The sequence below is a fragment of the Streptomyces sp. NPDC015242 genome, assembly GCF_043079125.1.
Classification (GTDB): domain Bacteria; phylum Actinomycetota; class Actinomycetes; order Streptomycetales; family Streptomycetaceae; genus Streptomyces.
This window is the reverse complement of sequence record NZ_JBIBUF010000002.1, coordinates 960414-984291: the sequence shown is the minus strand read 5'-3', so window position 1 is coordinate 984291 and position 23878 is coordinate 960414. Positions and strand designations below refer to the sequence as shown.

At 73.7% G+C, this 23878-nt stretch carries 16 protein-coding genes and 1 riboswitch; of the genes, 9 read left to right on the top strand and 7 right to left on the bottom strand.

Annotated features, from left to right (window positions below; genetic code table 11):
• The first annotated feature begins 86 nt into the window (after positions 1 to 86).
• Both ACF07N_RS09905 and ACF07N_RS09900 read left to right on the top strand, forming a co-directional pair.
• Complete coding sequence (locus tag ACF07N_RS09905) at positions 87 to 1379, top strand: PspC domain-containing protein (RefSeq protein WP_383335106.1); 1293 nt, start codon at positions 87 to 89, stop codon at positions 1377 to 1379.
• Positions 1376 to 2107: a LuxR C-terminal-related transcriptional regulator gene (locus ACF07N_RS09900; RefSeq protein WP_383337017.1), complete on the top strand. Its 732-nt coding sequence runs from the start codon at positions 1376 to 1378 to the stop codon at positions 2105 to 2107. Before ACF07N_RS09905 ends, ACF07N_RS09900 begins: the two co-directional genes overlap by 4 nt.
• Positions 2108 to 2149: 42 nt before the next feature.
• On the opposite strand, the gene ACF07N_RS09895 is transcribed toward ACF07N_RS09900, so the two are convergent.
• On the bottom strand, positions 2150 to 3202 hold the full coding sequence (locus tag ACF07N_RS09895; RefSeq protein WP_392111117.1) for an NlpC/P60 family protein: 1053 nt from the start codon (positions 3200 to 3202) through the stop codon (positions 2150 to 2152).
• A gap of 424 nt (positions 3203 to 3626) precedes the next feature.
• On the opposite strand from ACF07N_RS09895, the gene ACF07N_RS09890 reads away from it, so the two are divergent.
• Positions 3627 to 3980 (top strand): hypothetical protein, encoded by a 354-nt coding sequence (locus tag ACF07N_RS09890; RefSeq protein ID WP_392110434.1) that lies wholly within the window; start codon positions 3627 to 3629, stop codon positions 3978 to 3980.
• Here ACF07N_RS09890 and ACF07N_RS09885 read toward each other — a convergent pair.
• Both ACF07N_RS09885 and ACF07N_RS09880 read right to left on the bottom strand, forming a co-directional pair.
• Entirely contained in the window at positions 3958 to 4902 is a 945-nt protein-coding gene (locus tag ACF07N_RS09885) for a hypothetical protein (RefSeq protein ID WP_392110431.1), read from the bottom strand. The genes ACF07N_RS09890 and ACF07N_RS09885 overlap by 23 nt on opposite strands.
• Before the next feature lie 77 nt (positions 4903 to 4979).
• Positions 4980 to 6152, bottom strand: a complete 1173-nt coding sequence (locus ACF07N_RS09880; protein WP_392110428.1) for an NlpC/P60 family protein — start codon at positions 6150 to 6152, stop codon at positions 4980 to 4982.
• Positions 6153 to 6159: 7 nt separating this feature from the next.
• Positions 6160 to 6333, bottom strand: a riboswitch (cyclic di-AMP (ydaO/yuaA leader).
• 314 nt (positions 6334 to 6647) lie between these two features.
• Here ACF07N_RS09880 and pcrA point away from each other — a divergent pair.
• Positions 6648 to 9128, top strand: coding sequence for a DNA helicase PcrA (gene pcrA, locus ACF07N_RS09875; protein WP_383337023.1), 2481 nt, complete (start codon positions 6648 to 6650; stop codon positions 9126 to 9128).
• A gap of 242 nt (positions 9129 to 9370) precedes the next feature.
• Here pcrA and ACF07N_RS09870 read toward each other — a convergent pair whose 3' ends face one another.
• Both ACF07N_RS09870 and ACF07N_RS09865 read right to left on the bottom strand, forming a co-directional pair.
• The gene (locus tag ACF07N_RS09870; RefSeq protein WP_392110425.1) at positions 9371 to 10930 is read right to left on the bottom strand and encodes a M23 family metallopeptidase; all 1560 of its coding nucleotides are present in this window, start codon (positions 10928 to 10930) and stop codon (positions 9371 to 9373) included.
• A gap of 292 nt (positions 10931 to 11222) precedes the next feature.
• On the bottom strand, positions 11223 to 12086 hold the full coding sequence (locus ACF07N_RS09865; RefSeq protein WP_392110422.1) for an esterase/lipase family protein: 864 nt from the start codon (positions 12084 to 12086) through the stop codon (positions 11223 to 11225).
• A 575-nt stretch (positions 12087 to 12661) separates the two neighbouring features.
• Here ACF07N_RS09865 and ACF07N_RS09860 point away from each other — a divergent pair.
• Positions 12662 to 13084, top strand: coding sequence for a cobalamin B12-binding domain-containing protein (locus ACF07N_RS09860; protein ID WP_094054527.1), 423 nt, complete (start codon positions 12662 to 12664; stop codon positions 13082 to 13084).
• Between the two features lie 602 nt (positions 13085 to 13686).
• On the opposite strand, the gene ACF07N_RS09855 is transcribed toward ACF07N_RS09860, so the two are convergent.
• Together ACF07N_RS09855 and ACF07N_RS09850 are read right to left on the bottom strand one after the other, a co-directional pair.
• The gene (locus tag ACF07N_RS09855; protein WP_392110419.1) at positions 13687 to 15348 is read right to left on the bottom strand and encodes a DUF5691 domain-containing protein; all 1662 of its coding nucleotides are present in this window, start codon (positions 15346 to 15348) and stop codon (positions 13687 to 13689) included.
• A 165-nt stretch (positions 15349 to 15513) separates the two neighbouring features.
• Entirely contained in the window at positions 15514 to 16869 is a 1356-nt protein-coding gene (locus ACF07N_RS09850; protein ID WP_392110416.1) for an SWIM zinc finger family protein, read from the bottom strand.
• A 145-nt stretch (positions 16870 to 17014) separates the two neighbouring features.
• On the opposite strand from ACF07N_RS09850, the gene ACF07N_RS09845 reads away from it, so the two are divergent.
• The 4 genes from ACF07N_RS09845 to ACF07N_RS09830 all read left to right on the top strand — a co-directional run bounded on the left by ACF07N_RS09845 (position 17015) and on the right by ACF07N_RS09830 (position 23357).
• Positions 17015 to 18145, top strand: coding sequence for an AAA family ATPase (locus ACF07N_RS09845; RefSeq protein ID WP_392110412.1), 1131 nt, complete (start codon positions 17015 to 17017; stop codon positions 18143 to 18145).
• Between the two features lie 55 nt (positions 18146 to 18200).
• Entirely contained in the window at positions 18201 to 20612 is a 2412-nt protein-coding gene (locus tag ACF07N_RS09840; protein ID WP_392110409.1) for a DUF5682 family protein, read from the top strand.
• Positions 20613 to 20856: 244 nt separating this feature from the next.
• Positions 20857 to 22023, top strand: coding sequence for a VWA domain-containing protein (locus tag ACF07N_RS09835; RefSeq protein WP_383335145.1), 1167 nt, complete (start codon positions 20857 to 20859; stop codon positions 22021 to 22023).
• Between the two features lie 1061 nt (positions 22024 to 23084).
• On the top strand, positions 23085 to 23357 hold the full coding sequence (locus tag ACF07N_RS09830) for a hypothetical protein (RefSeq protein ID WP_392110407.1): 273 nt from the start codon (positions 23085 to 23087) through the stop codon (positions 23355 to 23357).
• Positions 23358 to 23878: the final 521 nt, after the last annotated feature.

The window sequence follows — 23878 nt, the reverse complement described above, 5'->3', positions numbered from 1 at the left end:
GTTCGACGGGCCGCCCGCCGGGATCAGGGGAGTCTCCGGGGCCGACCCTGATGCTCCGGGCGCGCGCACATGTGACCATCAGTGGCATGTCGGAAGCCGCAGCAGCGCCACTCGCCGAGCCGCGGCCGCCGCGCAAGCTCTACCGCAGCAGCGACGGACGCTGGCTGGGAGGCGTGGCGCGGGGGCTCGCCGGGCATCTCGGGCTGCCCGTCATCTGGGTACGGCTGGTCTTCGTCGGCCTGTTCATGGCCGACGGCCTCGGCGCGCTGCTGTACGCCGCGTTCTGGTTCTTCGTCCCGCTCGGCGTCGGCGGGGTCGACGCGCAGAAGCCGCCCTCGCTGGTCGCCACGGAGACCTCCCCCGACGGCCGGCGCAAGCTGGTCACACGCAGGCCCGACAAGGGCCAGATCGTGGCCCTGCTCCTCATGGTCGTCGTGGCCATGGTCTTCGTGGGCAACGTGAACCTCAGCGGCGGAGCCCGCGTCTACCTCTGGCCGATGGTCCTCGTCGGCGCGGGCGTCGCCCTGGTGTGGCGGCAGGCGGACAACGCCCGCCGGGCCCGCTGGGCCGAGGTCGGCCGCCGCCGGCGCACGGTCACGCTGCTGCGCTCGGTGGGCGGCGTGCTGCTGGTGACGGCCGGCGTCTCCGGCATCTTCGTGCTGCAGGGCTCCGCCGCCCACCTCGGCTCCGTCCTGCAGGCGGCCCTCGCGGTCCTCGTGGGGATAACGCTGCTGGCCGGCCCCTACCTCGTCCGCATGACGCAGGACCTGTCGGAGGAGCGGCTGATGCGCATCCGCGCCCAGGAGCGCGCGGAGGTCGCCGCCCATGTGCACGACTCGGTGCTGCACACGCTCACCCTGATCCAGCGAAACGCGGAGAACGCGGGCGAGGTGCGCCGCCTCGCCCGCGCCCAGGAGCGGGACCTGCGCACCTGGCTCTACAAGCCCGAGGGCACCGGCAAGGACGAGGCCGACGAGCCCACGACCCTCGCCGACGCGGTCAGGCGCAACGCGGCCGAGGTGGAGGACAAGCACGGCGTCCCCCTCGAGGTCGTGGTGGTGGGCGACTGCCCGCTCGACGAGAGGATCGCCGCGCAGATGCAGGCCGCGCGCGAAGCGATGGTGAACGCCGCCAAGTACGGTGGCGAGGGAGGGGCCGTGCAGGTCTACGCCGAGGTCGAGGGCAAGACGGTCTTCGTGTCCGTCCGGGACCGCGGACCCGGCTTCGACCTCGACTCGATACCCGCCGACCGGATGGGTGTCAGAGAATCGATCATCGGCCGCATGGAGCGCAACGGCGGCACGGCGCGGCTGCGCGCGGTGCCGGACGGCGGCACGGAGGTCGAGCTGGAGATGGAGAGGGCGGAGAAGACGTCATGAGCGACCCGACCGAGGCGAACGGTACGGCGGCAGCGGCGGAGGCGGCCGGGACCGCGGGGGCGGGCGGGCGTCACGTGCGCGTGGTCCTCGTCGACGACCACCGCATGTTCCGTACGGGGGTCCAGGCCGAGATCGGGCAGACCGAGCAGACCGGCGTCGAGGTCGTCGGCGAGGCCGCGGACGTCGACCAGGCGGTCACGGTCATCACCGCGACCCGGCCCGAGGTGGTCCTCCTCGACGTGCACCTCCCGGGCGGCGGCGGGGTGGAGGTCCTGCGCCGCTGCGCCCCGTTGATGGGGGACACCGAGCAGCCGGTCCGTTTCCTGGCGCTGTCCGTGTCGGACGCGGCGGAGGACGTGATCGGTGTGATCCGCGGCGGTGCCCGCGGGTACGTCACCAAGACGATCACCGGTACGGACCTGGTGGACTCCATCTTCCGCGTCCAGGAGGGCGACGCGGTGTTCTCGCCGCGGCTGGCCGGCTTCGTCCTGGACGCCTTCGCCTCCACGGACGCGCCGCCGGTCGACGAGGACCTGGACCGCCTCACCCAGCGCGAGCGCGAGGTGCTGCGGCTGATCGCCCGGGGGTACGCCTACAAGGAGATCGCCAAGCAGCTGTTCATCTCGGTGAAGACGGTCGAGTCGCACGTCTCGGCGGTGCTGCGCAAGCTCCAGCTCTCCAACCGGCACGAGCTGACGCGCTGGGCGACGGCCCGCCGCCTGGTCTGACGCCGCCCGGCCGGACCGCCGGGCAGGGGGTGGCCGTCCGGGTCAGACGACCCGGGTGGCGCCCGCGTACGGCATCTCGTCGAGCGGGGCGACCCGGACCGGGGCCGAGGGGTTCGGGGCGTGGATCATGCGGCCGTCGCCCACATAGATGCCGACGTGACTGATCCCGGCGTAGAAGAACACCAGGTCGCCGGGGAGGAGTTCGGAGCGGGAGACGCGCCGGCCGGCGTCGATCTGGGAGTAGGTCGTGCGGGGCAGGGAGACACCGGCGGCGCGGTAGGCGGCCTGGACGAGCCCCGAGCAGTCGAAGGCGTTCGGGCCGGTCGCGCCCCAGACGTAAGGGCTGCCGAGCTTCTGGTAGGCGTAGGCGACGGCCGCGGCCGCGCGGGAGTGGGGCGCCCGGGAGGGGGCGGAGCCGGGTGCCGCCAGGGTCTCCCGCTGCCCGGCGCGTGAGGCGCGGGGGGCGGCGCCGAGTCGGGTGCGTTCCTCGGCGGTGAGCCGGGAGAGCAGGTGCCGTGCCGAGCCCAGTTTCCCGGTGATCGTCTTCTTGTGCCGCTTCAGCTCCGTCTGCCGGGACTTCAGGGCGGTCAGCTCGATGTGGGCGGCGCCGCGCAGCTGCTCGATCTCCCGCAGCTGTCTGCGGACTCCGGCGACGGCGGACTTCTGCCGGTTGCCGGCCCGCTCGACGAACTCGGCGTTCTCCAGGTAGCGGTCGGGGTCGTCGGACAGGGCGAGCCGGAGGGCGGGGTCCAGGCCGCCGTCGCGGTACTGGGCGGCCGCGAGCGAACCGAGGACCTCGCGGGCGGTGGCGAGTCGTTCCTCCGTGCGTGCGGCCCGGTCCTGCAGGCCCTTCAGCCGCTGCCCGGCCGCCTCGGCCTTCTCCTTCGCGCCGTTGTACTTCTCGGTGGCGACCTCGGCTTCCTGGTAGAGCTTGTCCACCTTGGCCTTGACCTGGCCGGGGGTGAGCTGGGGTTCGGCGTGTCCGGTCCCGTCGAGTCCCGTCGCGGTCGCCGCGCCGGCGAGGGCGATCGTGGCGGCCGTACGGGCGGTGCCGCCACCGGTCGAGCGCCGGCGGGGCTTGCGGTGCGCTGCCACTCTGCGGGCCACGTCCTTTCCTCGGCCGCCGGTGGGTGCGCGGGGCCGCCGGGGGAGCGGACGGCGGCCTGCGCGCGTCCGGCGGCGGCCCGCACAGGGGAAGCGGACCGCCGCCGGACCTTCTCGGCGGTGGTGTCCGGCTGCCGCCCCTGGCCCGGGCGGCGATGGGGAGCCGGTCACCTGGTGGAGGACGCTAAACCTCGGTGGGCGGCGCCGGGAGCGGGTGTGCGGAACTGGCGCGAGAGGACCGACGGTGACCGTATGTGACCGTCGTGCCGCCCCGGCCTCGCCTGCTCAACCCAGCGTGATGACCGATGTGTCCATTTCCTGGGCGAGTGACGGTGATCGGATGCTATGGGGCGTGAGCGCGCGCGGACGGGCCGGTGTCGGGCCGCTGTGCGGCCCCTGGTTAGGCTCCGGCCCCATGGACGTACTCATCCACCTCTTCGTCGGTCTCCACATCATCGGCATCGCCGCGCTGCTGGGCGGTTTCCTCACCCAGATGAAGGCGATGGGCCAGGGCACCGCCCGCTACACGCCCGCGATGCTGCACGGCGCCCTGACGATGCTGGTCACCGGGATCGTCCTGGTCGGCCTCAACCAGGCCGACGACCAGACCGTGAACAACATCAAGATCGGCGTGAAGCTCGCCCTGCTGATCGTGATCCTCGGCCTGGTCTACGTGAAACGGGACGACGAGCAGGTGGACAAGGGCCCGTTCGGCCTGGTGGGGCTGCTGACCGCGGCGAACGTCTTCATCGCCGTGCTCTGGACCTGACCCCGGCTGGCCCTGACCCGGCCCGGGCCGCGGCGGCCGCCCGGGCGGTGCACGCGAGCCACAGGGCCACCGCCGCCCACAGCAGCGCCTCCCCGGCCACGTCGAGCCACGGGGCGTCCAGGGCGGCGGCGCCGGACAGCGCCGCGGCCGCCGTCACGGCCGCGGCGAACACACCGGCCCAGTGGCGCGCGTCGTAACCGTGCCGGGGCCACATGAGCCCGGCGGTGAGCAGAGCCACCCCGCACACCAGGGTGAGCACCAGCAGCGCGACGGTGACCCTGGTGAGGACGGCGTGGTCGTCGTCGTTCCACAGGTACAGGCGGGCGCTGTCGGCGCCGAGGAGCCGCGCCCCGGCCAGCGCCGAGACGGCGAGTGCGCCGCATGCCAGCCAGTGGTCCCCGCGCCCCTCGGTCACCTCGCGCGGCGCGAAGCGGAACAGGGCGACGACGTAGAGGATCAGGCCCAGCCAGAACAGCACCATGGCCGCGTGGGCCGGCCAGGCCGCCGACTCGGCCGCGGCGAGCGTGGCGCCGAGCACGGCGAGCCCCTGGGTGGCCACGCAGCGCAGGAACACGGTGCCGCCACGGCCCGGATCCCGCGCGGCGAGCAGCAGCGTCCACAGCAGTGCCGACAGGGCCAGCAGTGCCGCGGCCGACCTGCGCAGGCCTGCCGCGGAGAAGCCGGCGCCGATCAGGGCGGTCGCCGTCGTGAGCGTGAGGGCGGCCGGCGCCTGCGCCCGCCAGGTCGCCCGCGGCAGCCGCAGGACGGCGAACGCCACCGCCCCCAGCCAGGCCGCGCAGGCCGGGACCAGCGCGATGCGGGAGAGGACCTCGTAGCCCGCCGAGTCGAGACCGGCCGACAGGGTGCCGGTGGTCAGCGAGTACGTCGCCCACAAGGTGGCAGACGGGGAGGGGCCGGGCATAGCGCCGATGCTAGAGAGCGGCGCGCGGGTTGGCGGAGGGGCACGCGCGCGTGCCCCTCAAAAACGTCCGGGACCCCTCAGGCCGGCCGCACCACGCTGTGGATCGACGACTCGCCGTCGTAGTAGATCGACTCCTCGCGCACGTAGGCGCCCGGCTTCGGGGCGTGGATCATCATGCCGTTGCCGATGTAGAGGCCGACATGGGTGATGTCGTCGTAGAAGAAGACCAGGTCACCGGGGCGGGCGTCGGCCAGCGGGACCGTGGTGCCGGCGTCGACCTGGTCGTAGGTCGTCCGCGGCAGGGTCACCCCGGCGGCCTTCCACGCGGCCTGGGTGAGGCCGGAGCAGTCGTAGGAGCCCGGCCCGACGGCACCCCACACGTACGGCTTGCCGATCTGCGCGCGGGCGAAGGCGAGCGCCTTGTCGGCCTTCGTGGCGTAGGAGGAGTCGGCCGGAGGCGTGGACGGGGACGTGGAACCGGTGCCGGGCGACGTCGTGCCGCTCTCCTGCTGCCGGGCGGCCTCCTCCCGGGCCTGCTCCTGCGCGGCCTGCTCGCGGGCCAGCTCGGCGGCCTTGCGGGCCGCCTCCTCCTGCTTCTCCCTCTCGATCGCCGCGAGCCGTGCCTTCTCCTCGGCGGTCAGCCGGGACAGCAGGGCGCGGGCGTCGGCGAGCTTGCGCTGGACGGTGGCCTTGGCCGTCTTCAGATCGCTCTGCGACTCGGTGAGCGTCCTCAGGCTCTCGGTGGCTTCCCGGCGCTTGCTCATCGTCTCGGACTGCTGCGTGACGTAGTCGTCGACCGCCGCCTTCTGGCGTCCGGTCATCCGGTCCATCAGCTGGGACTGGTCGAAGTAGTCCTGCGGGGTGTCGGCGAGCAGGAACGTGGCCGTGTCCGGGGCGGCGGTGCCGGTGCGGTACTGGGCGGCCGCGAAGGAGCCCAGCTTCTCCCGCGCCTCGTTGAGCTTCCCGGCGCGCTGGGCGACGTCGTCGAGCAGGGTGTCGACGCGCTTGCGCTGCTTCGCGGACCTCTCCTTGGCCGCGTTGTACTTCTCGGTCGCCGACTCGGCCTGGCGGTACAGGTCGTCGACCTTCTTCTCGACTTCCTCGAGGCTGGGCCTGTCGTCGGCCTCGGGGGCGGCCGTGGCCGACTGGGACAGCAGGGCCACGGAGGTGAGGGCCGCCGTCGCGAGGGCGGGGGTCCGTATGCCTGCCACGCGCGTGCCCGAAGGACGCGACTTACGGTGCGACGCCAAGGGTGGCGACTCCTTCCAGTGCTCCGCCTACCGGGTTAGCTGTCGGGTTCGGGCGGGTGGTCTCGGAAGGGTTGCCCTACGGCCTTCCCGTGACGGGAGTCGGGCCGATTCACCCCAAGGTCTCGGTGGGTCCCCGGCTCCGGCTGCCGCTGCGGCACACCGGACTCGGCGGGGGCCGCGCGGCCCGGCGACGTTCGCCGGTGGGGGTCATGCGGCCCGGTCGCACCGTAGCCAACTGGTGTGGCCCGTGTGAAGGTTGATGGGTGATATGCCCGATACATTTTCGTGACCTTGCCCCGAAGCCTTGCCCAGCGTGAAGGGATGAGGGGATTTGGTCACCAGTCGCCCCGGAATGGGCAGGGTGTCGCGCGGTGTGATCGCGCCATTCCGCAGGGCGATCACGGGGTGGCGGCCGGCCGGGAAACGCCCCTCTTTCCGGCGACGTTCCCGGGTGGGCCGCGGGCTGTCAGTGGGGCGCCCTAGACTCGGAGAGCGATGAGCAGCCTCTTTGACGACAACTTCCTGGCGAGTCTCCAGGCCCAGCGCGGCCCCGCGGACGAGCCCCCGCCGCCGCCCGAGGACGATCACGTTCCGGAGTCGATCCCGGACGATCTGTTCGGCGGGAAGTTCGACGTGCCGCCGGACCGGGACACCCACTACCGGGACGGCGCCCCCCGCCCGGTGATCGACTCGGCCGCGCTGCTGGACGGACTGAACGACAACCAGCGCGCCGCCGTCGTCCACTCCGGCTCCCCGCTGCTCATCGTCGCCGGCGCCGGCTCCGGCAAGACCCGCGTGCTCACCCACCGCATCGCCCACCTGCTCGCCGAGCGGGACGTGCACCCGGGCCAGATCCTCGCGATCACCTTCACCAACAAGGCCGCCGGTGAGATGAAGGAGCGCGTCGAGCAGCTCGTCGGCCCGCGCGCGAACGCCATGTGGGTCATGACGTTCCACAGCGCGTGCGTGCGCATCCTGCGCCGAGAGAGCAAGAAGCTCGGCTTCACGTCGTCCTTCTCGATCTACGACGCCGCCGACTCCAAGCGCCTGATGGCCCTGGTCTGCCGTGACCTGGACCTCGACCCCAAGCGGTTCCCGCCGAAGTCGTTCAGTGCCAAGATCAGCAACCTGAAGAACGAGCTGGTCGACGAGGAGGACTTCGCCGCCCAGGCCACCGACGGTTTCGAGAAGACCCTCGCCCAGGCCTACGCGCTCTACCAGTCGCGGCTGCGCGAGGCGAACGCCCTCGACTTCGACGACCTGATCATGACCACGGTCAACCTGCTGCGCGCCTTCCCGGACGTCGCCGAGCACTACCGCCGCCGCTTCCGGCACGTCCTGGTCGACGAGTACCAGGACACCAACCACGCGCAGTACGCCCTGGTCCGCGAGCTGGTCGGCACCGCCGAGCACCCCGCCGACGTCCCGCCCGGCCCGGACGACGTCCCGCCCGCCGAGCTGTGCGTCGTGGGCGACGCCGACCAGTCGATCTACGCCTTCCGCGGCGCGACGATCCGCAACATCCTCCAGTTCGAGGAGGACTACCCGGACGCCACGACGATCCTGCTGGAGCAGAACTACCGCTCCACGCAGACCATCCTCAGCGCCGCCAACGCCGTCATCGAGCGCAACGAGTCCCGCCGCCCCAAGAACCTGTGGACCAACGCGGGCACCGGCGCGCTGATCACCGGCTACGTCGCCGACACCGAGCACGACGAGGCGCAGTTCGTCGCCGACGAGATAGACCGCCTCACGGACGCCGGCGAGGCCAAGGCCGGCGACGTCGCCGTCTTCTACCGCACCAACGCCCAGTCCCGTGTCTTCGAAGAGGTCTTCATCCGCGTCGGCCTGCCCTACAAGGTCGTCGGCGGCGTCCGCTTCTACGAGCGCAAGGAGGTCCGGGACGTCCTGGCCTACCTGCGCGTGCTGGCCAACCCCGAGGACTCGGTGCCGCTGCGCCGCATCCTCAACGTCCCCAAGCGGGGCATCGGCGACCGCGCCGAGGCGATGATCGACGCCCTCGCCCAGCGCGAGAAGATCAGCTTCCCGCAGGCGCTCAAGCGCGTCGACGAGGCCTACGGCATGGCCGCGCGCTCCACCAACGCCGTCAAGCGGTTCAACACGCTCATGGAGGAGCTCCGCACGATCGTCGAGTCCGGCGCCGGACCGGCCACGGTGCTGGAGGCGGTGCTGGAGCGCACCGGCTACCTCGCCGAGCTGCAGGCCTCCACCGACCCGCAGGACGAGACCCGGATCGAGAACCTCCAGGAGCTCGCCGCCGTCGCCATGGAGTTCGAGCAGGAGCGCGGCGAGGAGGAGCGGGGCACCCTGGCCGACTTCCTCGAACAGGTCGCGCTGGTCGCCGACTCCGACCAGATCCCCGACGAGGAGGACGGCGACGGCGTCATCACGCTGATGACGCTGCACACCGCCAAGGGCTTGGAGTTCCCGGTCGTCTTCCTCACCGGCATGGAGGACGGCGTCTTCCCGCACATGCGCGCCCTCGGCCAGGCCAAGGAGCTGGAGGAGGAGCGGCGCCTTGCGTACGTCGGCATCACCCGCGCCCGGGAGCGGCTCTACCTGACCCGCTCCACCCTGCGCAGCGCCTGGGGCCAGCCGTCGTACAACCCGCCCTCCCGGTTCCTGGAGGAGATCCCGCCGGCCCACGTGGAGTGGAAGCGCACGGGCGCCACCGGCCCCGCGTCCTCCGGTCCTGTCTCCGCCGTCGCGGCCTCGCTGTCGTCGTCCCGCTCGCGCTCGTCCGCCTCGGGAGCGTCCGGCTTCGCCACCCGCCGTGCGTCGGAGAAGCCGGCGGTGTCGCTGGCCGTCGGTGACAGGGTCACGCACGACCAGTTCGGTCTCGGCACGGTCGTGGCGGTGAAGGGCACGGGCGCGAACGCCGAGGCGACGATCGACTTCGGCGACACCAAGCCCAAGCGCCTGCTGCTGCGGTACGCACCGGTGGAGAAGCTGTAGCCCGGTATGCCAGCAGCGTGGCCCGGCGCCGTGGCACGGCCTCCGTCGGCGCGTCCGGCGGGAGCCCGAGGGCGTTTCGGTCGGGTTGCCGGGCCCGGGGGCCGCGGGGGCGGCCGGGCCTGCTGGGGTGCTTCGCCGGGTGAGCCGGGCCGGGACGCCGTCCCTCCGCCGGGGCGGACGGGTCCGGGCCGCCATGACGCCAGCCCGGTGACGCCTGCCCGGTCGACCAGGTCCGGGCCGTCCTACGTTGGGTCGACGCCGTGGCTGCGGAGCCACGAGAGCGGGTCGATCGCCGAGCCGCCCGCGGGGCGCACCTCGAAGTGCAGGTGCGGGCCGGTCGAGTTGCCGGAGTTGCCGGAGCGCGCGATCGGGTCCCCGGCCTTCACGGTCGTCCCCGAGGGAACCGTGTAGGTGGAGAGGTGGCAGTACCACGTCTCCGTGCCGTCCTTCGCGGTCACGATCATCATGTTGCCGTACGCGCTGTTCCACTGCGTGCGCACGGTGCCGTCGGTCGCGGCCATCACGGTCGTGCCGTAGGAGACGGGGAAGTCGATGCCGGTGTGCAGGGACATCCAGTTGATGCCGGACTGGCCGTAGAAGGCGCTCAGTCCGTGCTGGGCGACCGGCAGGGCGAACTTCGGGCGCAGCCGCTCCTTGCGGGCCGCCTCTTCCGCCGCCCGTCTGCGCTCGGCCGCCTGCTGGGCCTTGAGGTCGATGCGCTCCTGCGTACGGCTGGCCCGGTCCGCGAAGTCGTCGGCGCCCGCGGCGAGGCTCTGCAGCTGGGTGTCGAGCTTGTTGTTGGCCGCGGCCGGCTTCACCGGCTGCGCGTCCGCCGCGGTGGTGCGCGCCTCGGCCGTGCTGTCCTCGGTGAGGCTGCCGACGGAGGCGGCCGCGATCCCCGCCACGCCCATCACGCACGCCGAGGGCACCGCGATGGTCATCAGTGCCGAGCGCTTGGGGGGCGTACGGCGGCGGGAGCGGGCCCCGGCGCGCGAGGCCGCCCGGGAAGCACGGGGCGCGACCTCCTCCTGGCCGTCCAGGAGCGGTTCCACGGTGGGCAGTTCGCCGGTGGCGGCCTGCTCGTGGGTGTCCGCGGCGGTGTCGTCGTAGTCGGCCCCGGCGGATTCGTCGTAGGCGACCTGCTCGAACGTCGCGGTCTCGTGCTGCTCGAAGCCTGCCGACTCGTGCTGCTCGAAGGTTTCGCCGGACTGGTCGTAGGAGTCCGGGGACTGCGCGGGGGTGCCGTCGGAGTTCCACTGCGTGGCGTCGAAGGCGCCCGTGTCGAAGGTCTGCGTGCCCCATTCCCACTGCTGGGTCTGGTCGGCGGGGTTGCCGGACTGGTCCGGCTGCAGCCAAGCCCCGTTCTCATACTGCCCGGTGGCGTCCGGCGATGCGCCCTGCGGCGGAATGGCCGACAGCGGCTGCTGCTCGGTGTGCCAGGAGGTCGTGTCGTAGACGCCGGTGTCGTAGGCCGCGTGGTGCTGGGCCGCGTAGGCGTCGTAGTGCGGGTTCTCGTGCGCACCCGTGGGCCAGTGGCCGGTGTCGTACGTGCCCGTGTCGTGCCCGCTGCCCGGCATGTCGCCGAAGAGGGGGTCGGTGGCGAAGCTCGCGGTGGTGTGCCCGGTGGCGTCGAAGCCGGCGCCGTCCGTGCCGGTGGCGTCAAAACCGGTGGCGGCGTAGTCGCCGTACGTGGTGAAGTCGCCGTACTGGGCTTCCTGGGTGCCGTACGACGCGTAGGGCGCCGAGGCGGCGTCGGAAGCCGGAGCCGGGGTCATGGTCCCCGACGGGTGACGGTCGTTCACCAACTTCTCTTTCGCCTCGACAACAGGGGCTGCCAGAGCAGTGCGGCGACTGTACCCGGCGGTACGCGGGCACGACAATCTTCGGCAGGTTTCGCGCGCGCAGGAAACGGGCATTCGGCCGTGTTTTGGCGGACTGCGGGCGCAGGCTTGGCCCTGTGTTCGAAGTTTGTTCGAGGCCGTGGAGTGATGCGGACTCGTGTGTCATCTGTATGACGAGTCCGCGCGCCGGGTGTGACGGCCACCCGGCGAGTGTCGCCCGACCGTGTGGTGAAGTGGCGCCGGGTGAACCCTGTCAGGCCACCGTGAGGCCCTCGGGGCGGCCGGTGGACGGTTCACCCGGGAGAGCCGTGTCGAGGACCTGCCGTATGCCGTTGGCGACGGCGGGGTGCACGGGCAGGGCGAGGTGGCCGATTCCGGTCACGCGCACGTTCTGCGCCGTCAGATCGGGATGGTCGATGCAGGCCGACTCCAGTGGATCCATCACGTGGTCGAGGTCGCTCCAGAAGCTCACGAAGCGCGTACGGCAGCCGGGAGCGGGCCGAGTGAGCTCCTCGAGCACCGGCGAGCCGGGGCGCATCTGGCGCACGATGGGGTGCGCGTTCGCCAAGGGCGCCACCCGGGTGCCCGAGTGCGGCGTGCCGAGGGTCACCAGGGTCCGGACGCGCGTGTCGCCGCCGAGCCGCTGCACGTAGTAGCGCGCTATCAGGCCGCCGAGGCTGTGCCCGACGACGTCGACCTGCCGGGCGCCGGTGCGCTCGCAGATCTCCTCGATGTGCCGGCCGAGCAACTCGGCCGCCGCCCGTATGTCACACGTCAGCGGCGAGTAGTTGAGGGACTCGATCTGCTGCCTGCCGTGCTGGGCGAGACTGCGGCGCAGCAGCACGAAGACCGAGCGGTTGTCGATGAAGCCGTGCAGCAGCACGACCGGGGGCTTGGCCTCCGCCGGCAGGTGCGCCGCGCCGTCCGCGGGCAGCGCCGGGACGGGGGAGCGCCGCCCCTGGGTGATGCCGGAGGGATAGAGCAGGAGGTGTCCGGCCAGGATCGCGAGCTCCAGGGCGGTGGCCTTCAGCAGGGCCGCCGAGAGCCCCGCCAGCCGGCTCGGCAGCAGGCGCCGGCAACTCGGAAGAAAGGGCAGAGCAGCCCCGGTGACCTTCATGGCCGACCTCCTGTCGGCACGCGGGAGGGCAGCGTCGCCCCCCGTGTGCACTCGTGGAAAGCAGCGGCGAAGAAGGCCTTCGGCGACCGGACGGGCGGTGCGAGCCGCAGGAGCCGCAGGAGCCGCAGGAGCCGCGGGGAGTGGGCGCGGCGTACGGCGTGTGTGACGCCGGAGGTGCGGCGGGGTCGCCGACCGGTGCGGTGACGAGTCTCCCCGCTGCTGCGCCGTGCATGCCCTGCGTGCTGTGCGAGCGGTGCGTGCCCTGAGTGCCCTGTGTGCTGTGCGTCCGGTGCGTGCCCTGTGTGCCTTCGTCGAGGCCCCGTGTCGCCGCCGTGCGTGGTGGGTGGGGCGGCGGCGCGGCAGCCTCCTTGCGGCTCCCCTTGCGCTTGTCCCACCGTGTGATTTCCCCCTCGGTCAGCACCGCGAAACTGCCGGTTGCGCAATGCTGGAGATAACGTTCGTTCACTTCCCCGGACGGTTCGGGGCGCGTCCGGCTCACGGAGACGTGTACGGCGTGCCGGATGTGTGCGGTACTTGTCCGGACGGATGGATGTAGTCGCTTCATGGAGGCAGTGATGGGTGTGGCAGCCGGTCCGATCCGCGTGGTGGTGGCCAAGCCGGGGCTCGACGGCCACGATCGCGGGGCCAAGGTGATCGCGCGGGCCCTGCGCGACGCCGGTATGGAGGTCATCTACACCGGCCTCCACCAGACTCCCGAGCAGATCGTCGACACGGCGATCCAGGAGGACGCCGACGCGATCGGGCTGTCGATCCTCTCCGGCGCGCACAACACCCTCTTCGCCGCGGTGATCGACCTGCTCCGGGAGCGGGACGCGGCGGACATCCTGGTCTTCGGCGGCGGCATCATCCCCGAGGCGGACATCGCGCCGCTGAAGGAGAAGGGCGTCGCGGAGATCTTCACGCCCGGCGCGACGACGCAGTCGATCGTGGACTGGGTCCGGGCGAACGTACGCCAGCCGGCTGCCTCCGGCGGCTGAACCGGAGGACGCCGGGGCGAGGCTACGGCGACGCCGGCGGTGAACCCGGCGGTGGCGGTGTTCCGGCGGGGCGGGGTGCCGTGCGCCGTCGGGTTCTCCCGGGCCATGGCCCCGTTCGCGGTCGGTTCCCCCCTGGGCATGGCCGCGTGGGCTGCCTTCGCGGTCGGCTTCCCGCCGGGCGTGGGGCCGTTCGGCGTCGGCCGTCTGTGAGGCGCGGAGCCGTTCGCCGTTGGCCGTCTGTGAGGCGCGGCGCCGTTCGCCGTCGGCCGTTTGCGGGGTACGGGGCCTTACGCCGCTGGCAGTCTGCGAAGGACGGGGCCTTGCGCCGCCGGCAGTCCGCAAGGTGCGAGGGCTTACGTCGCTGGCCGTCGGCGGGCCGGGACGCCGGGTCGGGTCGGCCGTCTTGGATGTGCGGCCCCGGTCGAGGTCGGCCGTCATGGGGGTGCGGCCCTGGTCGAGGTCGGCCGTTTGTGCGGCGCGGTCCCGGCTGAGGTCGGCTGTTCCGGTGGCCCGTTGCCAGTTCAGGTCGGTCGTCTCTGCGAGGTGGTACCGGTCGAGGTCGGCCGGTCCCGGGGCATGACTCCGCTCTCGCGCGGCCGTCGCTACCGCGTGACGCCGCTCTCCGGCGGGCCCAGTTCCTCGATCATCGCCGCGCGCAGGCGAAGCGTCGTGACCAGGCGCTGGAAGGCCTCCGCCCAGTAGCCGCCCGCTCCCGGGGACGCGTCCTCCGGTTCGTCCGGTACGGCCAGCAGGGCGTCGAGGCGGCCGGCCTCGGACGGGTCGAGGCAGCGCTCGGCCAGGCCCATGACTCCGCTGAAACTCCATGGATAACTCCCCGCGTCCCGCGCGATGTTGAGCGCGTCCACCACTGCCCGGCCGAGCGGCGGAGCCCACGGCACCGCGCACACACCGAGCAGCTGGAAGGCTTCCGACAGGCCGTGTGCCGCGATGAATCCGGCGACCCATTCGGCTCGTTCGACGGCGGCCAGCGTGCCGAGCAGCTTGGCCCGTTCGGCCAGGGACGCGGCCCCCGGGCCACCCGCTTCCGGTGCCGACGGCTCACCGAGCAACGCGCGCGACCACTCGGCGTCGCCCTGGCGCACCGCCGCCCGGCACCACGCAGCGTGCAGCTCGCCCTGCCAGTCGTCCGCCACCGGCAGCGCCACGATCTCCCGGGGTGACCGGCCGCCCAGCCGCCGGGACCAGGTGGCGAGCGGCGCCGCCTCCACCAGCTGACCGAACCACCACGACCGTTCACCCCGTCCGGCGGGGGCCTTCGCCACGACGCCGTCGCGTTCCATACCCGCGTCGCACTCGTGCGGGGCCTCGACGACGATCGTGGGGGTGGGGGGCATGCCCGCGGCCGGAGTCGCCCGGGTGTGGTCGATGGCCACGCACGCCACCGCCCGGACCGCCATCCGCGCGGCGAGCGCCGAACCGGGCAGGGCCGACAGCAGTTCCGCCGCCGTCGCCCGGACGTTGCGGCTGCGGTCGTCCAGGGCCTGCTCAAGGAACGGCTCGTCGTCCGGGCCCAGGCCCGTGCGCAGGGAGTCGAGGAACATCAGCCGGTCCTCGGCCCGCTCGGTCGCCCAGGTCGTGGCGAGCAGCTCGCGCGCGGCGGCCGGTTCGTGGGAGCGCAGGGCGGACAGGAGGGCGACCCGCTCGGCGAACAGGCCCTCCTGCCACAACTCGCTGGTTCTGCCGTCGTTATCGAGGGGCGGCCGGCCCGCTCCGCCGCCCGGGGCCGAGCGCAGGGCGAACCGCCAGTCCGGGTTCAGCCGGGCCAGCCACAGGGCGCGTGTCCCCGCGAACTCCAGGGCCGCCGGACGCAGATCCGTCCGTCCCCGGGCCGCGTCCAGCAGCGCCGGCAGCACCTGCGGGGGCGGGGCGAAACCGCGGGTGTTGGCCGCTGCGAGCCACTGGGGCAGCAGCTCCATCAGGTCGGGCGCCGTACCGCGGCGGCCACCGCCGGACCCGCCGGGCCGGTCGGCCAGGAGCATCACGAGCCTGCGGGCGGCGGCCGCGGGCAGCGGCGGGCGCTGGTCCTCCGGGGCGGGCTGCGGGCGCCGGGCCGCGCGCGCCGGCCGCAGACCGGCCCGCCGCCGCACGGTCTCCACCGCCGCGGCGTCCAGCAGGGCCGCCGGGGCGTCCGGTCCCGGGACGGTGCCCGGCGGGGTGCGCCGGTCCGTGCCCAGCAGTGCCGTGGTCACGAGCCCCTCCCACACGCCCGTGACGGGCGCGTCCACAGCGGAGGTCCTGGTCATGAGCTTCCTTTCCGCGGGTCCGCCCGGAATGGTCGAAGGCTCACCCTTACCGGTTGTCCCGTGATGCCTGAAAGATGCGTGGATCTGTGAGAAGGGTGGGTCTGGCCGGTGGCGCGGGAGCCCGGCGGCCGTCGCCGGCTCAGTACCCGGCGGCCGTCGCCGGGCTCAGTACAGGGACACGGCCTCTCCCGGCCCTTCCGGCCAGGCCGTCAGCGGTGTGAAGCCCTGGTGGCCGCACTCGCCGAACACCGTGACCGGGGCGCCGCCCGACAGGGCGACGAGCCGCCACAGACCGGGTCGCGAGCGCGCGGCGTGACTGATCGGCAACGCGGCGTCCTCGTCGGCGTCCGCCAGCTGCCAGGAGTCCCCGTCCGGGGTCGGCACCACCCGGCCCAGCGTCACCGGGACGGACTCCAGCCACGGGTCGTCGCGCAGGGCGTCGCCGTACCGGGCGGCCGCCTCGGAGGTCGTCACCCCCGGCGGGCGTATCACCGCCGGTGCCGGGGGAGCGAACTGCTCGCCCAGCGCCACCCGCAGTTGCCCGGTGCCCGGGTAGGGGGTCACCTCGGCGTCCAGGGCCAGCCCCACGGGCAGCGCCAGCTCCGGGGCACGGCCGGCGGCGCCGTAGGAGAGGAGCAGCGCCGTGCGGTGCGAGTCGGCGCCGTGCAGCCAGATACGGCGGGTCGTCAGACGGGTGTCCGACGTGTCGTACTGGGCCAGCACCAGCCAGCGGTCCCGTACCGGCTCGCCGTCCGCGGAGGCCGGCAGGCCCATGCGGGAGCGGACCGTCGCGGCGAGGCCGTCCGGGAGCCGCTCGCGGCGCAGCCAGCCCTGGCCGAGCAGGTGCAGCAGCGCGCACTCCTCCAGCAGCCGCACCGGCCAGCCGGGCCCTGTGGCCGGTATCGCCCCCAACTCCCGCACCCGCGCGGCCAGCCCTTGCGCCTGCGCGTCGACCATGCGGGCCGCGGTCTCCTCCCACAGGCCGTACCCGGACTGCTCCGCCGTCGCCAGTCCGCCGCGCAGCAGGTCCGCCAGGCGCTGCTCCAGCTCCACCGCACCCGCCGTGACCCGCTCGGCCCGGCGCTCCGCCCGGCGCCGCGCCGCCTCCGGATCAGCTGCCCCGGACGACGGCCCCGCGCCCTCCCCGCTCCTCTTCTCTCCCGCGCGTTCGCGCCGTCCCGCTATCCACTGCCCGGCCCACTCCGGCGCCTCCCCCCGCGGCACCGCCGCGTCGTCGCCCGCCCAGAGCAGCAGCAGCCCCAGCGCGTGCTTGCACGGGAACTTGCGGCTCGGGCAACTGCACTTGTACGCGGGCCCTGAGGCGTCCGCGAGATCGACGACCGTCTGGTACGGCTTGCTCCCGCTGCCCTTGCACAGCCCCCACACCGCCCCCTCGTCGGAACTGCCCGCCTCGGACCACGGCCCTGCCGCGCCGAGTTTGCTTCCCGCTTTGCGTGACGCGGCGTCAGGCGCCAAGGCCAGCACCTGGTCCGCAGTCCAGCGCACCCCCTGCTGAGTCATGCCATCGAAGGTAGATCCCCCCACTGACAATCGGGTCCGCGAGCCGTTACGGCGCGGTGTTTTCGCAGGTCAGGACGGATTGTCAGTGGTGTGGTGCACCGTTGGTGGCAGATCCGAACCGGCCGAGCTGGAGGGGGCCTCAGCCATGTCTGTGTCCGTTGAACCGACGCCCGTGGAAGCGCAGCAGGGGGAGCCGTCCGAGGCGTTGCGGCCGCATGCCGAGGACGCCTTCGCCGACGAGCTCGCCGCGCTCGCCGCGCAGGACGACCGCCCCCGCCCGGCCCGCTGGAAGCTGTCGCCGTGGGCCGTCGCGACGTACCTGCTCGGGGGCACCCTGCCGGACGGCACGGTGATCACGCCGAAGTACGTCGGGCCGCGCCGCATCGTCGAGGTCGCCGTCACCACCCTCGCCACCGATCGCGCGCTGCTCCTGCTCGGCGTGCCCGGCACGGCGAAGACGTGGGTGTCCGAGCACCTGGCCGCGGCGGTCAGCGGCGACTCCACGCTGCTGGTGCAGGGCACCGCCGGCACGCCGGAAGAGGCCATCCGCTACGGCTGGAACTACGCGCAGCTGCTCGCCCACGGCCCGAGCCGCGACGCCCTCGTGCCCAGCCCGGTCATGCGCGCCATGGCCGAGGGCATGACGGCGCGCGTCGAGGAGCTGACCCGCATCCCGGCCGACGTGCAGGACACGCTCATCACGATCCTGTCGGAGAAGACGCTGCCGATACCGGAGCTGGGCCAGGAGGTGCAGGCGGTCCGCGGCTTCAACCTGATCGCCACGGCCAATGACCGCGACCGCGGGGTCAACGACCTGTCCAGCGCCCTGCGCCGCCGCTTCAACACGGTGGTGCTGCCGCTGCCGGAGAGCCCCGAGGCCGAGGTCGACATCGTCTCGCGCCGCGTCGACCAGATCGGCCGGTCCCTGGACCTGCCGGCGGCGCCGGACGGGCTCGACGAGATCCGCCGGGTCGTCACCGTCTTCCGCGAGCTGCGCGACGGGGTGACGGCCGACGGCCGGACGAAGCTGAAGTCGCCCAGCGGCACGCTCTCCACGGCCGAGGCCATCTCCGTCGTCACCAACGGGCTCGCACTGGCGGCCCACTTCGGCGACGGCGTGCTGCGGCCGGGCGACGTGGCCGCGGGCATCCTCGGCGCGGTGGTGCGCGACCCGGCGGCCGACCGCGTGATCTGGCAGGAGTACCTGGAGACGGTCGTGCGCGAGCGCGACGGCTGGAAGGACTTCTACCGGGCCTGCCGCGAGGTGAGCGGGTGAGCGACCGGGGGCGGGGACCGGTCGTGGGGACGGACGGGGGACGGGAGGGAAACACATGACGGGTACGCAGGATCCGGAGGGCCGGCGGGCCGGAGCCGGGCCGGTGCTGCTCGGCGTGCGGCACCACGGGCCGGGGTCGGCCCGGGCCGTGCGCGCGGCCCTGGAGCAGGCCGCGCCGGGCGTCGTGCTGATCGAGGGGCCGCCCGAGGCCGACTCCCTGATCCCGCTCGCCGCGGACGAGGAGATGCGGCCGCCGGTCGCCCTGCTTGCCCACGCCGTGGACGAACCCGGCCGCTCGGCGTTCTGGCCGCTGGCCGAGTTCTCCCCGGAGTGGGTCGCCCTCCGCTGGGCCCTGGAGCACGGTGTCCCGGCCCGTTTCATCGACCTGCCGGCCACGCACACGCTGGCCTGGGGGCAGCGGGAGGACGAGGAGGCGGGGGAGGGCCGGCCCCCGCTGGACGCCGCGAGGGCGGAGAGCGACGCCGAGCCGGACAGCAACTCGCCCCCCGCCCCCGATGCGGCCGACGTGCGGATCGACCCGCTCGGGGTGCTCGCCGACGCCGCGGGTTACGACGACCCGGAGCGGTGGTGGGAGGACGTCGTCGAACACCGGGGGGCCGGGCGGGGCGACGCGCTCGCACCTTTCACGGCCCTGGAGGAGGCCATGGGGGCGCTGCGGGAGACCTACGGCAGCGGGGGCCACGACCGGGACCTGGTCCGGGAGGCGTACATGCGGCTCCAGCTGCGGACCGCCCGGCGGGAGTTCGAGGACGGCGTGGCCGTCGTCTGCGGCGCCTGGCACGTGCCCGCCCTGCGGCAGAAGACCACCGTCGCCGCCGACAGGGCGCTGCTGAAGGGCCTGCCCAAGGTCAAGACGGACATGACCTGGGTCCCGTGGACCCACCGCAGGCTGTCCCGGGTCAGCGGCTACGGGGCCGGCATCGACTCGCCGGGCTGGTACGGGCACCTGTTCAGCGCCCCGGACCGGCCGGTCGAGCGGTGGATGACCAAGGTGGCGGGGCTGCTGCGCGCCGAGGACCGGATCGTCTCCTCCGCGCACGTCATCGAGGCGGTGCGGCTGGCCGAGACGCTCGCCGCGATGCGGGGCCGTCCGCTGCCCGGCCTGAGCGAGTCGACCGACGCCGTGCGGGCGGTGATGTGCGACGGCTCGGACGTGCCTCTCGCCCTGGTGCACGACCGGCTGGTCGTGGGCGACGTGCTCGGGGAGGTGCCGTCGACGGCCCCGGCGGTCCCGTTGCAGCGGGACCTCACCCGGCTCCAGCGCCGGCTGCGGCTCAAACCGGAAGCCCTGGAGCGGGAGCTGGAACTCGACCTGCGCAAGGAGAACGACGCCGAGCGCAGCAGGCTGCTGCACCGGTTGCGGCTGCTCGGCATCGCCTGGGGCGAACCGGCCGCCTCACGGGGCAGCACGGGCACGTTCCGGGAGACCTGGCGGCTGCGCTGGGAGCCCGAGCTGTCCGTGCGGGTCGCCGAGGCCGGTGTCTGGGGCACGACCGTACTCTCCGCCGCGACCGCCAGGGCCGAGGCGGACGCCGTCGCCGCGCAGGGCCTCGCCGACGTCACCGCGCTCGCCGAGCGGTGCCTCCTGGCCGAACTGCCCGGCGCCCTGCCGACGGTGATGCGGATCCTCGCCGACCGGGCCGCCCTCGACGCGGACGTCGGCCACCTCGCCCAGGCACTGCCGGCCCTGGTCCGCACCCTGCGCTACGGCGACGTGCGCGGCACCGACACCGGCGCCCTGGGCGAAGTCGCCGCGGGGCTGGCCGAACGGGTCTTCGTCGGCCTTCCCCCGGCCTGCGCCGCGCTCGACGCCGACGCCGCGGAGGAGATGCGGCGCCACGTGGACGCCGTGCACGGGGCCGTCGGCCTGCTGGGCGACGCCCCCGCCGCCGGACAAGGGCACCTCAGAGCGCGCTGGCAGTCGGTGCTGCGGGTGCTGTCCGGGCGGGACACCGTGCCGGGGGTGATCCGCGGACGGGCCGTGCGCCTGCTGCTGGACGACGGGGAGCTGGCGCAGGACGAGGCGGCGCGGCTCATGGGGCTCGTGCTGTCGCCGGGCACACCGCCCGCGGACGCGGCCGCGTGGATCGAGGGCTTCGTCGGCGGAGGCTCCGGCGGCGGCATGCTCCTGGTGCACGACGAGCGGCTCCTCGGACTGGTCGACGCGTGGCTGACCGGAGTGCCGGCGGAGGCGTTCACGGACGTGCTGCCGCTGCTGCGGCGGACGTTCTCGGCGTACGAGCCCGGCGTGCGCCGGACCCTCGGCGAACTGGTCCGGCGCGGACCGGCCGCACAGGGTGCGGCGGCGGCTGCCGGCCCCGCGATACCTGGCTTCGCGGCGGAACTCGACACAGCGCGCGCGGACGCCGTCCTGCCGGTCGTGCGGCTGCTGCTCGGACTCGACGAAGCGGACACGAGGAACGACCTGGTGGGGGTTGAGGGATGACGACCGACGGACTGCGAGCGCCGGCCGCGCGAGTGGAAGAGAGGAACACCGTCAGCACCGCAGCGGGGACGGACGGCCGGCCCGGGACGACCGTGCCGGTGATCCCGCTGTGGGAACGGCCGCGCGGGGGAGGACACGGATGATTGCCGACGGGACGGTGACGAAGGCCGGCGGGACGGTGACGAAGGCCGATGGGACGGTGACGAAGGCCGACGGGACGGCGACGAAGGCCGAGGGGACGGCGATGGCGGCCGAGGTGACGGACCCGGCGCAAGAGCGGCTGCGGCGGTGGCGGCTCGTGCTCGGGGGAGACGCGGCGGACGGCACCGGATGCACGCTGTCCGGGCAGGACGCCGCGATGGACGGCGCGCTGACCGCGCTCTACGGCAGGAAGGACGGCAAGGGGCAGGGCGGCCGGGACCGGTCGGCGGGCCTCGGGGCGTCGGCGCCGTCCGTGGCGCGCTGGCTGGGCGACATCCGGACGTACTTCCCGTCCTCCGTCGTGCAGGTCATGCAGCGCGACGCCATCGACCGGCTCGGTCTCGCCACGCTCCTGCTCGAACCGGAGATGCTCGAGGCGGTGGAGGCCGACGTGCACCTGGTCGGCACGCTGCTGTCACTGAACAAGGCGATGCCCGAGACCACGAAGGAAACGGCACGGGCCGTCGTGCGCAAGGTCGTCGACGACCTGGAGAAGCGGCTCGCCACGCGCACCCGGGCCACGCTCACCGGTGCGCTCGACCGCAGCGCCCGGATCAGCCGGCCCCGCCACCACGACATCGACTGGAACCGCACGATCGCGGCCAACCTCAAGCACTACCTGCCCGAGCACCGGACGATCGTGCCGGAGCGACTCATCGGATACGGGCGGGCGACCCGGTCCACGAAGAAGGAGGTCATCCTCTGTATCGATCAGTCGGGATCCATGGCGGCCTCGGTCGTGTACGCATCGGTGTTCGGGGCGGTGCTCGCCTCGATGCGGACGATCTCCACGCGACTCGTCGTCTTCGACACGGCGGTCGTCGACCTCACGGACCAGCTCGACGACCCGGTGGACGTCCTGTTCGGCACGCAGCTGGGCGGCGGCACGGACATCAACCGGGCACTCGCCTACTGCCAGTCGCAGATCACCCGGCCCGCGGAGACGGTGGTCGTCCTCATCAGTGACCTCTACGAAGGCGGCATCCGCAACGAGATGCTGAAGCGGGTCTCGGCGATGAAGGCGTCGGGGGTGCAGTTCGTGACGCTGCTGGCCCTCTCCGATGAGGGAGCGCCGGCGTACGACCGCGAACACGCGGCGGCCCTGGCGGCGTTGGGGGCGCCGGCGTTCGCCTGCACGCCCGACCTGTTCCCGGAGGTGATGGCGGCGGCGATCGAGAAGCGGCCGCTGCCGATACCGGACGCGGCCTGACGGAGGGGGTAGGGCCGGGGCCGACGACGGCCCCGGCCGGTCAGGGTGCCGGATGGGTGTGGGCCGTGGGTCCGCCCGCCTTGTCTGATGGGTGCCGGCCCGGGGTTCGCCCGCGCCGACGGATGGATGCCGGCCCGGCGTGCGGCCTGGGCCGGATCGGTGTCGGTCCGGGGTCCGCCCGCGTCGGATCGGTGCCGGCCAGGCGTCTGTCTAATCCCGGCCGTGCGTCCGTCCGGTGCCGGTGCCGGTGTGTGGCGTCGGGTGAGTGTCGGGCGGCGACATGTCGACGCAGCGCCGCCCGACTTGGGCCGGCAATACGGACATGGCGGACCGTCGGCGGGCAAAGGCTTGCGCGACCTCCGCACTCCCGTGCGAGGATCGGCGCCTGCCGGCGGCGCGTGACGCGTCCCGCGCCTGTTCCGTCGCACGGAGGAACCCTCCCCTTGAGCTGGTCACCAGTCCTGTCCGGTGCCGCCTCGCGCGTGCTGCGCAGGGCGGACGGGCGGCGTGCGCTCCAAGTGGCGCTGTTGGTGGCCGGGTTGTTCGTGCTCGGGTTGCTGTGCGGGGAGCGGGCGGCTGCGGCGGACGAACCGGTGGGGCGGGTCGCCGTGGAGCAGGGTGCCCTCATGGCGGAGGACACGGACACTGCGGCGGCGCGACAGTCGCGTGTTGTGTCGTCGGGGGGTGGGGCCGCCGAGGACGTGCCGAGAGCTGCGGGGGTCGAGAGGCCGTCGCTTGCCGATCTCACCGAGTTGCCGTCGCTGCCGAGTTCTCCCGCCCTGCCGGTGGTGCCGCCCCTGCCCGAGCCCCCCGGCGATCCGTCCCTCCCCGCTCAGCCCCTTCCCGCGCCGGTCCCCTCCGCCCCGCAGCCGAGTGGGACGACGGCGCCGTCGGCCGATCTGCCCGACCTGGCTCAGGGGGCCGCGCCGACGGGACCTGCCGGAGGGGACGCCTCCCCGCGCGCCGGTCACCCTCGGGCCGCTCGCGCCCCTCACACGTCCGACACCCCCGGCGCCAGTGGCCTCGACCCTGCCGCGCACTCCTGGCATCTCGCGCCCCCCTTGCACTCCGCACACCCGCAGCGGGGCGACGACCCCGCCGCGTCACCCGCCCGCGCCGGACAGGCTCCGGCCGATGAAGCCCCCGCCGACCGGCCCGACGGCACGCTCGGCAACCGTTCCTCGGCCGACAACGGCACGTCCCGGCACGGCGACACGCACGCCGTCGCGTCGAGCCATCGAGTGCCGCTGCGGCTGGTGCCCGGCACCGCGGTCCGCGGTGAGGCAGGCCGCACGCGGGACGGTCACGGGGACGTTCCGGTCTTCCCCGGTTAGCCGGGGCGCGGGGAGCAACCGCGTCGACCGTCCGCCGACCGTCGGCTGACCGTTGACCGTCCGTCGGCCGACCGTCCGGGGGCGGCCGCGGCCGACCACTCCAGCCATCCGCCTCACCTCCGGCTTCCGCGCCGCCCCCCCGGGGGGGCGAGCCCGCAGCCCGAGACGTTCCGGAGACGCTCGCAGGTCGACAGCCCCTCGCTCCCCACCCCCGTCACCCCACCCCAATCACCCACCACCCCCAAACCCCCACCACCCAGACCTCCACGCGACGTCCCCCGGCCGGGTCGAAAGCCGTCGGCTCCCCGGGACGAGGTCGTGTGGACAGGGTCGGTCGGTCCCCTGGGGAGGGAACCGACCGGCCCGCATCCCGGGAGCGGCGGGCCCGGCCCGATGAGGCGCCGGTGCGCTCTCCCGGGGTGTCGTGCGGGCCTCACCGGGCCGACCCCAACCCGGTGAGGCCCCTCACCCCCGGCACGCCGTGCCAGAGAGGGCGGCATCATGTGACAGGTATCACCGCT

Coding starts and splice junctions, on each gene's coding strand:
- ACF07N_RS09855 (WP_392110419.1), bottom strand. CDS start 15,348: ATGACCAGGACCTCCGCTGTGGACGCGCCCGTCACGGGCGTGTGGGAG.
- pcrA (WP_383337023.1), top strand. CDS start 6,648: ATGAGCAGCCTCTTTGACGACAACTTCCTGGCGAGTCTCCAGGCCCAG.
- ACF07N_RS09840 (WP_392110409.1), top strand. CDS start 18,201: ATGACGGGTACGCAGGATCCGGAGGGCCGGCGGGCCGGAGCCGGGCCG.
- ACF07N_RS09885 (WP_392110431.1), bottom strand. CDS start 4,902: ATGCCCGGCCCCTCCCCGTCTGCCACCTTGTGGGCGACGTACTCGCTG.
- ACF07N_RS09835 (WP_383335145.1), top strand. CDS start 20,857: ATGGCGGCCGAGGTGACGGACCCGGCGCAAGAGCGGCTGCGGCGGTGG.
- ACF07N_RS09890 (WP_392110434.1), top strand. CDS start 3,627: ATGGACGTACTCATCCACCTCTTCGTCGGTCTCCACATCATCGGCATC.
- ACF07N_RS09900 (WP_383337017.1), top strand. CDS start 1,376: ATGAGCGACCCGACCGAGGCGAACGGTACGGCGGCAGCGGCGGAGGCG.
- ACF07N_RS09850 (WP_392110416.1), bottom strand. CDS start 16,869: ATGACTCAGCAGGGGGTGCGCTGGACTGCGGACCAGGTGCTGGCCTTG.
- ACF07N_RS09905 (WP_383335106.1), top strand. CDS start 87: ATGTCGGAAGCCGCAGCAGCGCCACTCGCCGAGCCGCGGCCGCCGCGC.
- ACF07N_RS09845 (WP_392110412.1), top strand. CDS start 17,015: ATGTCTGTGTCCGTTGAACCGACGCCCGTGGAAGCGCAGCAGGGGGAG.
- ACF07N_RS09865 (WP_392110422.1), bottom strand. CDS start 12,086: ATGAAGGTCACCGGGGCTGCTCTGCCCTTTCTTCCGAGTTGCCGGCGC.
- ACF07N_RS09860 (WP_094054527.1), top strand. CDS start 12,662: ATGGGTGTGGCAGCCGGTCCGATCCGCGTGGTGGTGGCCAAGCCGGGG.